This is a genomic window from Enterococcus sp. DIV0167 (genome assembly GCF_050541555.1).
Classification (GTDB): Bacteria; Bacillota; Bacilli; order Lactobacillales; family Enterococcaceae; genus Enterococcus; species Enterococcus faecalis.
Window position 1 is genome coordinate 321,617 of the sequence record NZ_CP172933.1, and the last position, 15,516, is coordinate 337,132.

Annotated in this window: 15 protein-coding genes; 12 read left to right on the forward strand and 3 right to left on the reverse strand. The window is 39.8% G+C overall.

All coding sequences use genetic code 11. The features are described 5' to 3' along the window. The first annotated feature begins 56 nt into the window (after positions 1 to 56). From IGM09_RS01640 to IGM09_RS01660, 5 genes are all read left to right on the forward strand, one after another. A complete protein-coding gene (locus tag IGM09_RS01640) occupies positions 57 to 809 on the forward strand; it encodes an IclR family transcriptional regulator (RefSeq protein ID WP_033624800.1) in 753 nt (250 codons plus the stop codon). A gap of 160 nt (positions 810 to 969) precedes the next feature. Beyond that, positions 970 to 1,617 (forward strand): bifunctional 4-hydroxy-2-oxoglutarate aldolase/2-dehydro-3-deoxy-phosphogluconate aldolase, encoded by a 648-nt coding sequence (locus IGM09_RS01645; RefSeq protein ID WP_002397542.1) that lies wholly within the window; start codon positions 970 to 972, stop codon positions 1,615 to 1,617. 4 nt (positions 1,618 to 1,621) lie between these two features. Beyond that, a complete protein-coding gene (locus tag IGM09_RS01650) occupies positions 1,622 to 2,629 on the forward strand; it encodes a sugar kinase (RefSeq protein ID WP_002389690.1) in 1,008 nt (335 codons plus the stop codon). Between the two features lie 12 nt (positions 2,630 to 2,641). Continuing rightward, positions 2,642 to 3,481, forward strand: coding sequence for a 5-dehydro-4-deoxy-D-glucuronate isomerase (gene kduI, locus IGM09_RS01655; RefSeq protein ID WP_033624801.1), 840 nt, complete (start codon positions 2,642 to 2,644; stop codon positions 3,479 to 3,481). A gap of 21 nt (positions 3,482 to 3,502) precedes the next feature. Then, complete coding sequence (locus IGM09_RS01660; RefSeq protein WP_010707858.1) at positions 3,503 to 4,291, forward strand: gluconate 5-dehydrogenase; 789 nt, start codon at positions 3,503 to 3,505, stop codon at positions 4,289 to 4,291. Positions 4,292 to 4,350: 59 nt separating this feature from the next. Here IGM09_RS01660 and IGM09_RS01665 read toward each other — a convergent pair whose 3' ends face one another. Both IGM09_RS01665 and IGM09_RS01670 read right to left on the reverse strand, forming a co-directional pair. Further along, positions 4,351 to 4,551, reverse strand: coding sequence for a hypothetical protein (locus tag IGM09_RS01665; protein ID WP_002355314.1), 201 nt, complete (start codon positions 4,549 to 4,551; stop codon positions 4,351 to 4,353). Between the two features lie 106 nt (positions 4,552 to 4,657). Next, on the reverse strand, positions 4,658 to 6,139 hold the full coding sequence (locus IGM09_RS01670; RefSeq protein ID WP_002355315.1) for a peptide MFS transporter: 1,482 nt from the start codon (positions 6,137 to 6,139) through the stop codon (positions 4,658 to 4,660). Between the two features lie 818 nt (positions 6,140 to 6,957). Here IGM09_RS01670 and IGM09_RS01675 point away from each other — a divergent pair. Next, on the forward strand, positions 6,958 to 7,557 hold the full coding sequence (locus IGM09_RS01675; RefSeq protein ID WP_002355317.1) for a LysM peptidoglycan-binding domain-containing protein: 600 nt from the start codon (positions 6,958 to 6,960) through the stop codon (positions 7,555 to 7,557). A 69-nt stretch (positions 7,558 to 7,626) separates the two neighbouring features. On the opposite strand, the gene IGM09_RS01680 is transcribed toward IGM09_RS01675, so the two are convergent. Continuing rightward, a complete protein-coding gene (locus IGM09_RS01680) occupies positions 7,627 to 8,007 on the reverse strand; it encodes a PaaI family thioesterase (protein ID WP_014524728.1) in 381 nt (126 codons plus the stop codon). A 110-nt stretch (positions 8,008 to 8,117) separates the two neighbouring features. On the opposite strand from IGM09_RS01680, the gene menB reads away from it, so the two are divergent. Genes menB through menC form a run of 6 tightly spaced genes read left to right on the forward strand, consistent with a single transcriptional unit; the run spans position 8,118 to position 15,462 of the window. Further along, positions 8,118 to 8,987, forward strand: a complete 870-nt coding sequence (gene menB, locus IGM09_RS01685; protein ID WP_002383695.1) for a 1,4-dihydroxy-2-naphthoyl-CoA synthase — start codon at positions 8,118 to 8,120, stop codon at positions 8,985 to 8,987. Between the two features lie 4 nt (positions 8,988 to 8,991). Further along, complete coding sequence (locus IGM09_RS01690) at positions 8,992 to 10,449, forward strand: o-succinylbenzoate--CoA ligase (RefSeq protein WP_025192074.1); 1,458 nt, start codon at positions 8,992 to 8,994, stop codon at positions 10,447 to 10,449. After that, on the forward strand, positions 10,446 to 11,813 hold the full coding sequence (locus IGM09_RS01695) for an isochorismate synthase (RefSeq protein ID WP_033624803.1): 1,368 nt from the start codon (positions 10,446 to 10,448) through the stop codon (positions 11,811 to 11,813). Before IGM09_RS01690 ends, IGM09_RS01695 begins: the two co-directional genes overlap by 4 nt. Beyond that, the gene (gene menD / locus IGM09_RS01700) at positions 11,813 to 13,546 is read left to right on the forward strand and encodes a 2-succinyl-5-enolpyruvyl-6-hydroxy-3-cyclohexene-1-carboxylic-acid synthase (protein ID WP_010818677.1); all 1,734 of its coding nucleotides are present in this window, start codon (positions 11,813 to 11,815) and stop codon (positions 13,544 to 13,546) included. The genes IGM09_RS01695 and menD overlap by 1 nt, the downstream gene beginning before the upstream one ends. Next, positions 13,534 to 14,358: a 2-succinyl-6-hydroxy-2,4-cyclohexadiene-1-carboxylate synthase gene (gene menH / locus IGM09_RS01705; RefSeq protein WP_010707853.1), complete on the forward strand. Its 825-nt coding sequence runs from the start codon at positions 13,534 to 13,536 to the stop codon at positions 14,356 to 14,358. Before menD ends, menH begins: the two co-directional genes overlap by 13 nt. Beyond that, positions 14,359 to 15,462: an o-succinylbenzoate synthase gene (gene menC, locus IGM09_RS01710; RefSeq protein WP_016618130.1), complete on the forward strand. Its 1,104-nt coding sequence runs from the start codon at positions 14,359 to 14,361 to the stop codon at positions 15,460 to 15,462. It begins immediately after the preceding gene. Positions 15,463 to 15,516: the final 54 nt, after the last annotated feature.

Sequence of the window (15,516 nt, forward strand, 5' to 3'; positions counted from 1 at the left end):
TCTTGCAATTTCTTTATTTTTCTATATAATTTCTTATATGGAAAAGGAGGGTTTCGATGAAAGAAACAAAACCTTACGGAACAGTCTTGTTAAAAGCGGCTAAAATCATGGACTGTCTAAGTTTACAACCCGATCAAACCTTACAGGAAATTGCAAAGAATACCGAAATGACGGCATCAACGGCAATCAAAATTTTAGAAACCTTAACATTAATTGGCTATGTTCAAAAAGACACGAACAAGACGTACCGCTTAGGAACAAAATTGATTCGCTATGCGAATCAAAGTGTGGAGCAAATCGATTTAGCTGAAATTGCGGTACCTTATTTAGAAAACCTTCAAAATACGGTCGATGAAACCATTCATTTAGGGATTTTAAATAATAATGAAATTCTGTATATCAATAAATTAGAACCGAAAAATCAAACGATTCGCATGTCCTCGAAAGTGGGAATTACTCGACCTTTGTATAATTCGGCCATGGGTAAAGCCGTTTTAGCAGAATTTTCGGAAGAACAAGTGCAACAATATTTAGACACGCAGACATTAATTCCCTATACCGAAAATACGATTACCAATCCCTTGCGTTTGAAAAAAGAATTAAAACAAGTGCAACAAACGGGGGTTGCTTACGATGATGAAGAAATTGAACAAGATATTTTCTGTAGCGGAGTATCTTTAATGAAAGATGGCGAAATTGCGGGTGCTTTTAGTGTAAGCATGCCGAAATATCGTTTGACAGAGGAAAATAAAACGACGATTAATCAAGCCCTTTTAGCAACAAAATCAGCGATTGAAGCGAAATTATAGTAGAAAAAGAAAGACAAACAAAAGTCGATTGGGATTTTTGTTTGTCTTTCTTTTTTTATTTTTGTAAAAACGTTTGCATTTTCTTTTTTTATCTGTATAATGAAGTTGTGAATTTCTTTATAATAAATATATATTTCTAAATAAGAAATGAGGGAGTCTGTTGAAGCGAGTATCAATTTTACAAAAATTAGAAAATGCTGGCGTGATTGCTGTGGTTCGCGGAAAGACAAAAGAGGAAGCGCTAAAAGCTAGTCAAGCCATTGTAGCAGGCGGTATGCGGGGGATTGAGTTAACCTTTACTGTTCCTCAAGCAACAGAAGTGATTCAGGAATTAGTTGCGTTATACAAAGAGAATCCTGACGTAGTCATTGGTGCGGGGACAGTTTTGGATGCTACGACTGCTCGTTTAGCTATTGTAGCAGGGGCTGAATATATTGTGAGTCCAAGCTTCGATGAAGAAACCGCTAAAATTTGCAATTTATATCAAGTTCCCTATTTGCCAGGCTGTATGACCATCACAGAAATGAAAGAAGCACTGAAAAGCGGAGCAGATATTATTAAACTATTTCCGGGAAGTGTTTATGGACCGAGTGTTATTTCGGCATTTAAAGCGCCATTGCCTCAGTTAAATATTATGCCAACGGGTGGTGTCAGTTTGGAAAATATGGCCGAGTGGTTCGCTGCAGGTGTGACGGCCGTCGGTGTTGGTGGCAATCTGTTAGCGCCAGCAGCAACTGGGGATTTTGAAAAAGTTCGTGAGGTTGCCCAAGCCTATATGGAAAAATTCCAAGCAATCAAAGGGGTGTAGGCACATGGGGAAAGTCGTAACATTGGGAGAAATCATGTTGCGTTTGTCAACGCCTGTCGGAATACGCGTAGCACAAACAGAAAATTTCGCTGTACATTACGGCGGTGGGGAAGCGAATGTAGCGATTTCGTTAGCGAACTATGGCCACCAAGTGACTTTTGCTAGTAAAGTGCCCGATAATTCATTAGGAGAAGCCGCCAAAAAGCATTTAAGTCGTTATGGGGTTTCAACGGAATTTGTACGAACTGGCGGAACACGCCTAGGAACATATTACTTGGAAACTGGTACAGGAGAACGAGCAGCCAGTGTTGTCTATGATCGCGCCTATTCAAGCTTTGCTCAAATCGAAGAAATGGAATGGGACTTACATGAGCTGTTTTCAGGAGTAGAGATCTTTCATATTTCAGGAATTACAGCGGCGTTATCAAAAACGTGGCAAAGTATGACGGTTGCGCTAGTTAAAGCAGCGAAGCAAGCAGGGTGCCAAGTAAGTTTTGACATTAATTATCGAGGGAAACTTTGGTCCCAGAAAGAAGCGAGCGTGGCATTGAAGGCCATTCTTCCATTTGTTGATATTTGTTCAGCTGGGGTATTAGATGCTCGTTATTTACTGGAGATTCCAGAACCAGAGGAAGAACTTGAAGACGCATTAACGTGGTACTACCGAAAAATGCAAGAACGTTATCCCAACATTCAAGTATTTTATTCAACCAAACGTCAAGTTCATTCAGCGACAGATAATGAATTAATCGGAACGCTATGGTACAAAGGTGCGTATTATACGTCCAAATGTCATCGATTACAACCGATTGTTGACCGTGTCGGTGCCGGTGATGCGTTTGCTGGTGGGGTTTTACATGGCATATTAGCTGCCTATGATCCACAAACCTGCATTGATTTTGCGACAGCGGCTAGTGCGTTAAAACATACTGTCCATGGTGATTGTAATCAATTTAGTCAAAAAGAAGTCCTTGCTTTTTTGGCAACGGGCTCAGGAAAAATAAATAGATAGGAGATTTTAGTTATGCAAAATATGGAAACACGTTATACACATAGTCCGGCGGATATCCGTCACTATTCAACAGAACAATTGAGAGATGAATTTTTAGTAGAGAAAGTTTTTATTCTAGGTGCAATCAGCTTAACCTACACACATAATGATCGGATGATTTTTGGTGGTGTGACACCGACCACAGAAGAATTAGAAATTATTTTGGACAAAGAATTAGGGGTTGACTATTTCTTAGAACGCCGTGAACTAGGGGTTATTAATATTGGGGGACCAGGCTTTATTGAAATTGATGGCGCCAAAGAAACAATGAAAAAACAAGATGGCTATTATATTGGGAAAGAAACAAAACATGTTCGTTTTTCTTCAGAAAACCCTGATGATCCAGCGAAATTTTACATTAGTTGTGTGCCAGCACATCATAAATATCCCAACGTAAAAATTAGTATTGATGAAATTACCCCAATGGAAACGGGTGATCCATTAACATTGAACCAACGTAAAATTTACCAATACATTCATCCGAACGTTTGTGAAAGTTGCCAGTTACAAATGGGCTACACCATTTTAGAACCAGGTAGCGCTTGGAATACAATGCCTTGTCATACACATGAACGTCGTATGGAAGCGTATGTTTATTTTGATATGGAAGAAGATACGCGGATTTTCCACATGATGGGTAAACCAGACGAAACGAAACATTTAGTAATGAGTAATGAACAAGCAGCCATTTCACCAAGCTGGTCAATTCATTCTGGGGTTGGTACAAGTAATTATTCCTTTATTTGGGCCATGTGCGGAGAAAATATTACGTACACAGATATGGATATGGTTGCAATGGATCAATTAAAATAAACTAAAGAAAGAGGAGAAAACATGGAATTTAAAATGAATGATTTTCAATTAGATGGAAAAGTAGCGTTAATTACAGGTGCTGTTTATGGGATTGGCTTTGAGATTGCGAAATCCTTAGCTGAAGCAGGAGCAACAATTGTTTTTAATAACTTATCTCCTGAATCAGTTGAACAAGGCTTGGAAAATTATCGGGCCGCAGGGATTGAAGCACGTGGTTATGTGTGTGATGTCACTGATGAAGAGCAAGTTCAAGCGATGGTTGCTCAGATTAAAAAAGAAGTCGGCTCTATTGATATTTTAGTCAATAATGCGGGAATTATTAAACGAATTCCAATGGTGGAGATGTCAGCAGAAGAGTTCCGTCAAGTGATTGATGTTGACTTGAATGCGCCATTTATTATGGCAAAAGCGGTTATTCCAGATATGATTGAAAAGGGTCATGGCAAAATTATCAATATCTGTTCAATGATGAGTGAACTGGGTCGTGAAACAGTTAGTGCGTACGCGGCAGCAAAAGGCGGACTAAAAATGTTAACGAAAAATATTGCTTCTGAATATGGACAATATAATATTCAATGTAATGGGATTGGACCTGGCTACATTGAAACGCCACAGACGGCGCCATTAAGAGAACCAGGGCATCCATTTAACGAATTCATCTTGGGTCGAACACCTGCTAATCGTTGGGGCACACCAGCAGACTTAGCTGGCCCAGCAGTTTTCTTAGCATCTAACGCTTCTGACTTTGTTAATGGACATATCTTATATGTCGATGGTGGAATTTTAGCTTATATTGGAAAACAACCATAATAAATAAGTAAAGGAGCGAGATTAGCAATCTCGCTCCTTTACTTATGGCTAGCCTTCTACTAAAAACTCACATAAAAGAAAGAAGCAATCGCCACAGCAAATGAAATAATAGCAAACACTAAGCTACTCCATAGTCCTAACAGAATAAATGGTGAGGTTCTTTTGCCGCCCTCTTTCTTTAAGTAGGAAAATGTCCGTCCAGTAACAATGAATTGCCAGATACTAATCAATAAAAAAATACCGCCAATTAAGTAACGCATGTCCTCGTCCTCCTTCTATTTAGTATACCACTTGATGAAAACGTTATCAAAACGCTGTATAAAAAAGTTGCCTTTCAAAAAAGAGAAAGGCAACTTTTTTGACGGTTTAACGGACGTCACCCATTAAGTTTTGGATTGGTTTTTTCACAATGAATAAGAGAATCCCAGCAACGACAGCTACAAGTCCGACAATCCCAAAATATGCTGACTCTGTTCCAGGTGTATAGAAACGAGCAATTTGAGCATTAATGGCTTGTGAAGCGGCATCTGCTAATAACCAAATAGCAACGGTTTGAGCTTCGAAAGCTTTCGGTGCTAATTTTGTAGTAATCGATAAGCCAACGGGAGATAAACACATTTCTCCGACAATCATAATGAAGAAACTGAAGAATAACCAAAGTGGACTCACTCGTCCTTCGGTACCATAAAGTAGACCTGGCAACATTAATAAGACGAAGGAAAGACCAGCAAAGACTAGCCCTAGTGAAAACTTCACAACTGTTGATGGTTGACGTTTACCTAGTTTTGTCCATAATGTAACAAAAATAGGGGTCAAAATAACTACGAATACAGGATTTAATGATTGGAACCAGCTAGCGGCAATCGGGAAGCCAAACAAACTCGTTTGCGTCCGTTCATTTGCAAATAGAGCAAGAATAGACGAACCTTGTTCTTCCAATGACCAGAAAACAATTGCTGCTAAGAATAATGGCAAGTAAGCCAGAACTTTTGGTTTTTCTTCAGCAGTGACATCTTTAGACGTTAACATTTTGCTGAAATAATAAACTGGTAACAGGATTCCTAACACGCTGATGGTATTAATAAAGAAATCAATTGTTAAATGTCCTGTGACATAGGCGCCACCAAAAATAAGTAAAGCAACGACAATTGCCAACATAAATGCTTTAGCAAATTTCTTTTGCTCTTCTTTAGACATTGGATTAGTTGGGGCCTGACCAATTCCAGCCAGAGATTTACGTCCTTGGAAATAATATTGTAGTAGCCCGAAGAACATTCCTACTGCGGCAACGGAAAAGCCTAAATGATAATTATATTCTTGTCCTAAAGTTCCGACAACAAGGGGAGCGATTAAGGCTCCGATATTAATCCCCATGTAAAAAATGGAGAAGCCTGCATCTCTACGTAAGTCAGTTTTTGAATAAAGATGGCCAACCATCCCTGAAACGTTTGGTTTTAACATCCCAGTCCCAAATACAATTAACATAATAGAAACGAATAAGGCGGGGACACCAAATGGGGTAGCGAGAACAATATGTCCAGCAATGATTAACAAACCACCAATAAAAACAGTTTTCCTTGAACCTAAGACACGGTCAGAGACCCAACCGCCAATGATACTGGACATGAAAACCATTGATCCATAAATGGACATGATGGCTAAGGCAGTTGCTTTGGGGAGACCTAAACCGCCATTGGCTACGGTATCGTAAATGTAATACATTAGAATAGCACGCATGCCGTAGTAACTGAAACGTTCCCACATTTCTGTGAAGAACAGTGTTGCTAGTCCTTTCGGTTGTCCCAGAAAGGATTTGTCTAATTTCTCAAGTTGTTCTTTGTCACTCATAGATAAAACTCCAATTCTTATAATATTCAGAATATTTGATAATAAAATGACTTAAATGTAGATTCATATATTTTATTACTCATAGATTGGAAAATAGAAAGAGAAAAAACTGATTACGTTTTTAAATAACAAGCGTTCGAGTGATTATTTGTTTTTTATTCGTGAATTACAATAAAAATGAATATTTATTCTGCTTTATTTTCAATACTTTGTTTTCATAGTTGCTTTAGCTGTTCCTTTTTTGAATAAGATTAAAATGAATAAATAACAAGCAAAATATAAGATTTTTTTGTTTAACTCTTTTTGTTTCAATAGGAAGTGCTTAGTGTTTTTTCAGAATCGAAAAATGAATACGACAAAAAATTTATCTATATAATAGAAGGAAAAATAAAAATAGTGAATGATAAAAAAAATTCAAAGAAAACACCTGTTCTTTTTAGGCGTGAGTTTTTGAAAAAAACATTCTCATGTCTAGTATATTTAACATTTTGTTACTTTTTGACTGAAACGAATGTAAAAAAAACGACATTTAAGGGCTAATCAAGGGTTAGAAAACGGTTTCTCAAAAATAAAATCCTGTTTTTTTAACTTTTTTTCGCAAAATATAAACAGGATAATATCAAGCTTCCAACAGCTTTTTATTACAAAATGTAACAAAACCGACATTCTAGTAATAAATTGTCACGAGATATTCACCTACGGCCGGCCATTCGATGATAAAGTATGTGAAGTCGTTTCGATAAAGCGAAGCAGACGTGGTTGTTGCCGAGTGCTAAGAGCAACAATCAAATATTTTTAATTACAAAGGAGAAACATACATGAAATCAATCAAAACGATTTTACTTGGAACAACTTTGGCCGCAGGTTTAGGATTATTCTTAGGAACAGACGCAAACGCAGAAAGCTTATATACAGTTAAAGCAGGAGATACTTTATCAACAATTTCTCATCAATTTGCAGGAGACAATAGCTTAATTCAAAAAATTGCTTCTGATAACAAATTGCCAAACCTTGATTTAATTTTTGAAGGAGAACAATTAGTTATTCGTTCAGAAAAAGAAGTTGCTAATACTCCAGCACCAGCTGTAGAAGTTGCACCAGTGCAACAAGTAGTTGAACAACCTGTTGCACAACCAGTACAACAAGAAGTACAACAACCTGTTGCTCAAGAAGTAGCGCAACCAGCAGCACCTGCCGCAAGCAGTGATGCAAAAGAGTGGATCGCACAACGTGAATCTAGTGGTTCTTACGATGCAACAAACGGTCAGTATATCGGTCGTTACCAATTATCTGCCTCTTATTTAAATGGTGACTATTCACCTGCCAACCAAGAACGCGTGGCAGATCAGTACGTAGCAGGTCGCTATGGTTCATGGGATGCAGCTAAATCATTCTGGTTAGCAAATGGTTGGTACTAAAATTAAATAAACGAAGTAATCTAATTACTTATTAAAAACCATAAACAAAAAAACAGTAACCTGTAAAGATTACTGTTTTTTTTGTCGATTTGTTAAGGTACAACGCCCAACGCTCGTCAATTGGTGGTCTGCGTTATAAATTTTTGCTTCCCAAACTTGAAGGGTCTTTCCCGAGTGATTGGGCGTCGCAATCACGGTAAGGCTACCATCATGGACACTGCGAAGATGATTTACTTGTAAGTCTATGCCGACAGCAAAAGTGTTTTCAGGAACGTTTTCGTTCGCACCTAAACTACAGGCAGTTTCAATTAAGACGCCGTTTAAGCCCCCGTGGACAAGGCCATAGGGTTGTTTATGCACGTCTTTTACCGCTAAAGTAAGCTGACATTTCTCAGCAGAAACGTGTTGAATCGTGATACCTAAATACTCTAAAAGATGAATAGTAATCAGTCCTTTCTAATAAAAGAGAGAATAAAAGGTTTTTTATTTATTATACAGGAATGAAGAAAATTTGAAATAGCCATGTTTTTTCTTAAAATTCAAGCGACTTTTTCTCTAAAGTGCCGATTCTTGTGTATAATAGAAAAGATGAGATTAATGAAGGAGGTTTCCTAATGAGAAACTGGACAACAATTAAAGAATATGATGAAATTTTATTTGAGCAAGAAGGCAAAGTAGCAAAAATTACTATCAACCGCCCGCATGTTCACAACGCATTCACACCAAAAACAGTCATGGAAATGATTGATGCATTCAACATTAGTCGTGATAAAGAAGATGTCGGGGTTATTATTTTAACAGGCGCAGGTGACCAAGCATTCTGTTCTGGTGGCGATCAAAAAGTTCGAGGTAATGGTGGTTACGTTGGCGAAGACAACATTCCACGTTTAAATGTGTTAGATTTACAACGGTTAATCCGTGTCATTCCCAAACCAGTCATCGCAATGGTGAAAGGCTGGTCCATTGGCGGCGGCAATGTTTTACAATTAGTTTGTGATTTAACAATTGCGGCGGAAAATGCTAAGTTTGGGCAAACAGGACCAAATGTCGGTAGCTTTGATGGTGGATACGGCTCAGGTTACTTAGCGCGTGTTATCGGCCATAAAAAAGCGAAAGAAGTTTGGTTTATGTGTAAACAATATTCTGCCCAAGAAGCTTTAGATATGGGCTGGATTAATACCGTTGTTCCATTGGATCAAGTAGAAGATGTGACAATGGAGTGGGCAGAAGAAATGTTAACCAAAAGCCCGATTGCTTTACGGATGATTAAAGCCTCTTTAAATGCCGATACAGATGGCTTGGCTGGTGTGCAACAATTAGCTGGTGATGCGACACTTCTTTACTATACAATGGCTGAAGCACAAGAAGGCCGAGATGCATTTAAAGAAAAACGGACACCAGATTTCGATCAATTCCCTAAATTCCCATAAACCAATGACTTGGTTAAATAAACAAGTACAAAAACGTCCCGATCATCCTGCTTTTTATTTTCAGGATGAATCTTGGACGTTTTTAGAAGTGCAACAAGAAGTCAGCCATTGGGTAGCCACATATCAACAGGTGCTTGCACCAGAAGAAAAACGTGTGGCTTTATTCAGTAAGAACAGCAAAGAGTTGTATTTTTCAATTCTAGCCTTATGGGAATTGGGGAAAGAGTTATTATTTTTAAATACGCATTTGACACTTGCTGAACTGACTTTTCAGTTAAAAGATGCGCAAGTTAAAACGATTATTGGTGCGCCTGAAACGCAGGCTTTGTTAGAGGAGATTTCTTTTGTCGACGTTCAGCCAATGGTTAAAAAACAGCATAGTCTTTCACGTCAGGAGTTTCAACAGCCAAGTGACTTAGAGTCGGTGGCTTCTATTATGTATACATCTGGAACTACAGGACAACCTAAAGGGGTCTTGCAACGGTTTAAAAATCATTTGGCCAGTGCTAGAGGCACCCAAGAAAATATGGGGATTACTGCTGAAGATTGTTGGTTGTGTGCAGTCCCATTATTTCACATTAGCGGATTGTCGATTGTTGTTCGACAACTCGTCTTAGGTTGTAGTATTCGCCTTTACGATAAATTTGATGAACAGCAAGTGACACAAGATTTACAAGAAGGCCGTGGAACCGTCATTTCAGTGGTTGCGACAATGTTACAACAATTATTGTCTGTCTATCCTGAGGCTGGCTACAGCGCCAGCTTTAAAGGAATGCTATTGGGCGGCGGACCGATTGCACCGGATAAATTAGCGCAGTGTGAGGAAAAAGGGATTCCAGTCATTCAATCTTACGGGATGACGGAAACGTGTTCGCAAGTTGTTGCCTTGAAATTTGAAGATGCGGCGCTGAAAATCGGCTCTGCTGGGCAACCGTTAAAAGATATGCAGATCAAAATTGTTGATGAACTAGGACAAGAACAGCCAGAAAAGCAAGTCGGGGAAATTTTACTTAAGGGACCAAACGTTGTTTCAGGTTACCTTAACCATCGTCAATCTGAAAAATGGACAGCAGATGGTTGGTTTAAAACAGGCGACATGGGCTATTTAGATGCACAAGGTTACCTGTATTTGGTTAGTCGTTTAAGTGAACTCATTATCTCTGGTGGTGAAAATATTTACCCCACTGAGGTTGAACAGGTGTTACAGGCGATAACAGGAATTAAAGCAGCGGCAGTTGTAGGAGAACCAGATGCGCAATGGGGAGCCGTCCCAGTTGCATATGTGATTAGTGACCAAGAAATCACCTTAGCGCAAATTCAAGACCAGTGTTCACGAAAACTGGCAAAATATAAACGACCGAAACGCATTTATTTTTGTCATTCTTTCCCGCAAACAGCAAGTGGAAAGATTGCCAAACATCGTTTCATGACAGAAGAAAGAGAGGCGTTTTTAATCAGATGAAATTGCCTGATGAATTACGACAAGCCTATCAGAAGAATGCCCGTCAGTTCAGTTGGGTTTTTCCATTAGAAACAGAACAAACAGCCTTGGCAATTTTTGCCGCTGGTGAAAAGGCATACCAAGGAGAACGTTTTTTTTGGCAAACGCCGAAAAAAGATTTTGCTTTGGTTGGCTTCGGATATGAAACTATCTTAAAAGGCGCAGAAACAGAAACGCAGCAATTGAACAACTTTTTAAAAAAAGAGGCGGCAACTCGTTTTCAAAATATGTCTATTTCTGGTACGGGGGCTCTTCTGTTTGGCGGTTTGCCTTTTGATACAGAACAAACGCCTACTGAGGCCTGGGGAGAGTTAGGGGAAGGTTGGTTTTATCTACCAAGTATTCTATTTACTTTTTCAGGTTCACGTATTTATGGAACGCTGAACTTTTCAGGTTCTAGTGAACAAGAAGTCGAGGAACGTTGGTCGACTTTGGTGGCTCAGTTTGATCGCTTGTTAGCTACCTGTGAGGAGTTGCCAGCTGTAGCGGAAACAAAGATTGACAAGGAAGAAGTTGCCGTGACTGAATGGCTACAAGCTGTCAACGAAACTGTAGCAGTCTTAAGAGAAGATGGCCCTTTAAAAAAAGTGGTTTTGGCTCGACAACTTGCTGTGAGCAGTCCTGAAAAAATTCGAAGTAACCAAGTGCTCGTTAATTTAATGGCACAACAACAAAATACGTATTTGTTTGCTTTGGAAGCCAACGACACAAGTTTCATTGGTGCAACACCAGAACGACTTCTGTTGGGTACTAAAGAAGCGTTTGCGACCGCTTGTATTGCAGGAACCATTAAAACGGGTCAAACACCAGAAGAAACGAAAGCTTTAGGAGCACAACTTTTGCAAGACCGCAAAAATACCGGAGAACACCAAATTGTGGTGGAACGTTTAGCGAAAGAGTTGGCGAAGATGACGACTTCTGAAAACAGTATTCAAGCACCCATTATTTTGGAAAATCGAGATGTACAACATCTTTATGTGCCAATCTCGGGTCAACGTAAGCCGGGAATTTCGTTTTTGGAAAGTGTGATGCAGCTACACCCAACGCCAGCTTTAGGCGGTGAGCCCAAAGAGTTGGCAGTCGAATGGATTCGACAATATGAGCCAGGGAGTCGTGGGCTATATGGTGCGCCAATCGGTTGGATTTCAGGGAATGATGATAGTGGCGAGTTCGCTGTGGCCTTGCGTTCAGGTGTCTTTGCTGGTCAGCAAGGCGTTCTTTATGCAGGTTGTGGTATTGTTGCGGATTCCCAAGCAGAGCTAGAAAGAGAAGAAACGAAAATAAAATTTCAACCGATGTTACGAGGAATTGGAGGGCAGGTTTAATGAATCATCAAGAAACAATGACCGATTATTTAACGGCCTTTATTGAAGGCTTAAAAAATAGTGGGATTGAACAAGCAGTCATTAGTCCAGGATCCCGTTCCACACCACTGGCTTTATTACTTCATCGGGAAACCGCAATCCAAACTTTTGTCGATGTCGATGAACGTTCCGCTGCTTTTTTTGCTTTAGGATTAAGTAAAGCGAGCCAAAAACCAGTGGTCTTACTTTGTACCTCTGGAACAGCAGCTGCAAACTATTATCCAGCAATTTGCGAAGCCAATATTAGCCATGTGCCTTTAGTCGTTTTAACAACGGATCGGCCACATGAGTTACGTCAAGTTGGTGCTCCTCAAGCCATGGACCAATTACAAATGTATCAAAATCACGTGAAATTATTTGTTGAAATGGCTTTGCCAGAAGCAACAGAAGAGATGTTGAATTACGCCTATTGGCAAGGCGCTAAAGGAGCAGCATTCGCGCAACAAACGCCTGCTGCACCTGTTCATTTGAATTTTCCTTTGCGGGAACCATTATTACCTGACTTAGAGAGAAAAACAAAGAGTTCTCAACAAACGGCTTTATTCGCTGGTCAATCAATCCTTTCTACAGAACAAGTGCAACAGTTAGCGGATCAATGGTACCAGAAAAGCGGCGTCTTGGTTGTCGGTGGCAGTCATACAGAGGAAGAAGCGACGTTATTTATTCAATTAGCCGAAGCTTTGCAATGGCCTTTACTAGCGGATCCTTTAGCAAACATTGTGACACATGGGCAAAATAGTGAAGTTGTTATTGCACACAGTGATCTGTTTCTAAATGTGGCGACCTTGCCACAAGAACCAGAAGTGGTAGTGCGTTTTGGTTCGCTGCCAATTTCTAAAAACATCATGTTATGGTTGAAACGCTTAGCAACGACAGAGACTACTTTTTATTTTGTGGACGAAAATGGGCAATGGCAAGAGCAATTGAAAAAATCACAAACCGTTATTCAGGCAAAGGAAACCACGTTTGTAGAACAACTGTTAACGGTTGTCAAACCAACAGAAGCGACTTGGTTAGCACAATGGCTCCTGCTGGAAAAAACGGTCTCTGAAGTTCTTCTAGAAACGCTGAACGCGACAGAATTAAATGAAACAACAGCCAGCTTAGCTGTTCACCAAACGATGAAAGAGAACGGTCAGTTATTTGTATCTAATAGTATGGCTATCCGCTACTTAGATCGATTTATGGATAGTCGCCCTTATCGGATGTTTGGAAATCGCGGCATCAACGGGATTGATGGGATTGTTTCAACTGCTTTAGGAATGAGTGCCGTAGCACCGACACAGCAAAACGTTCTACTGATTGGTGATTTAGCGCTATATCATGATATGAATGGTTTATTTTTGGCTAAACGTTATCAGTTGCCGTTAACAATTGTTTTATTAAATAACAATGGTGGCGGGATTTTCTCTTTTCTATCTCAACGAACTTTACGTGAGGACGATTTCGAGCCTTTATTTGGAACACCGCTTGATTTAGATTTTTCGTTAGTTGCTGAACTTTACGGTGCTTCGTATCAAGAAGTCAAAACAATCGCGGAGTTCAAGCAAATTTTACAAACAGCGGCTGAAGAACCACAATTTCAAGTGATCGAAGTCAAAGGAAATCGTCAAGAGAATGTTCATTTGTACGAATCAATTTTAGCTGAAATTGGTAGACGAGTAGAAAGACAGGGGATTTCATGGAACGGTTAATTCGGGGGATGCAGTACCATTATCAATGGTTAACACCTTTTGATGCAAAGCGAACGACTCTAGTCTGTTTACACGGTTTCACAGGAACGTTAGCCACGTTTGCAGCCGTTTTTCCCAGTCAAACACCTTATAACGTTTTAGGAATTGACTTACCTGGGCATGGCGCGACTGCTAGTTTGGTAGCACCAGAGCGTTATACCATGAAACAGGTTTGCCATGATCTTGCTGAACTAACCGAATCGCTAAATTTGCCTTGCTTTTGTTTATTAGGCTATTCAATGGGCGCTCGAACAGCTTTAGGTTTTGCATTACATTATCCACAAAAGGTACAGCATCTTTTATTGGAAAGTGGATCACCAGGTTTGGCCACCGCCGCAGAACGTCAGGCTCGTATCTGTCAAGATCATCGTTTGGCGGAACGTCTCTTAGAGGAACCGCTTGTGGATTTTATTGATTTCTGGCAAGAATTACCGTTATTTCAAACGCAAAAAGCCTTGCCTGTGGCACAGCAAATGGCCATTCGTCAGGAACGTTTGAGCCAATCGGCCTTTGGGTTGGCTAGTAGTTTGTGGTATATGGGTACAGGAGCGCAAGAGAGTTACTGGGAACGTCTAGCAGAATTGCAGCCGATTCCTACCGATTTATTGGTAGGCGGCGAAGATCAAAAATTTATTGGGATTGCGAAAAAAATGCAGGCACGTCAACCGTTGTTGAGGCTGACAATTTTTCCTGAAGCAGGACATTGTATCCATTTGGAACAACCAACGATTTTTTATGAAAAGGTGACAGCGTTATTGGAAGGAGCCATCTGAATGAACATTCAATCAATTGAAACCTATCAGGTTCGTTTGCCTTTAAAAACGCCGTTTGTCACGAGCTATGGTCGCCTGGAAGAAAAAGCGTTTGATCTATTTGTAATAACGGATGAGCAAGGAAATCAAGGGTTTGGCGAATTAGTGGCTTTTGAGCAACCTGATTATGTGCAAGAAACGTTGGTAACCGAACGCTTCATCATCCAACAGCATTTAATTCCGTTACTTTTAACAGAAGCGCTTGAACAGCCGCAAGAGGTTTCAACAATTTTTGAAGAAGTTAAAGGGCATTGGATGGGAAAAGCTGCGTTAGAAACTGCCATCTGGGATTTATATGCCAAACGGCAACAGAAGAGTTTAACTGAATTTTTTGGACCAACGCGGAGGAAAATTCCTGTAGGGATTAGTTTAGGGATTCAAGAAGACTTACCTCAATTGCTTAAACAAGTTCAGTTAGCTGTAGAAAAAGGGTATCAACGAGTGAAGCTGAAAATTCGTCCCGGTTATGATGTGGAACCCGTTGCTTTGATTCGTCAGCATTTTCCTAACTTGCCTTTAATGGTCGATGCCAATTCAGCGTATACATTGGCTGATTTGTCTCAATTGCAACGTTTAGATCACTATCAATTAGCAATGATTGAACAGCCTTTTGCTGCAGATGATTTTTTAGATCACGCACAATTACAAAGAGAACTGAAGACAAGAATTTGTTTGGATGAAAATATTCGTAGTCTCAAAGACTGCCAAGTGGCGTTAGCATTGGGCAGTTGCCGTAGTATCAATTTGAAGATTCCTCGTGTAGGTGGGATTCACGAGGCGTTGAAGATTGCCACATTTTGCCAAGAAAATGATTTATTGGTTTGGTTAGGTGGTATGTTTGAGTCTGGTGTTGGTCGCGCATTGAATTTGCAATTTGCGTCACAGCCTACCTTTTCCTTTCCAGGTGATATTTCAGCAACGGAACGCTATTTTTATGAAGATATCATCACGGAACCTTTTATTTTAGAGCAAGGGACAATGACCGTGCCTCAGGGACTTGGTATTGGTGTTACACTTTCCCAGACGAATTTGCTAAAATACAGTCAGTATCAAAAAATCATGTAATGATAACAAAATTGCGCCTATGACTATGCAGAGAAGCATAATCTAGGCGCAATT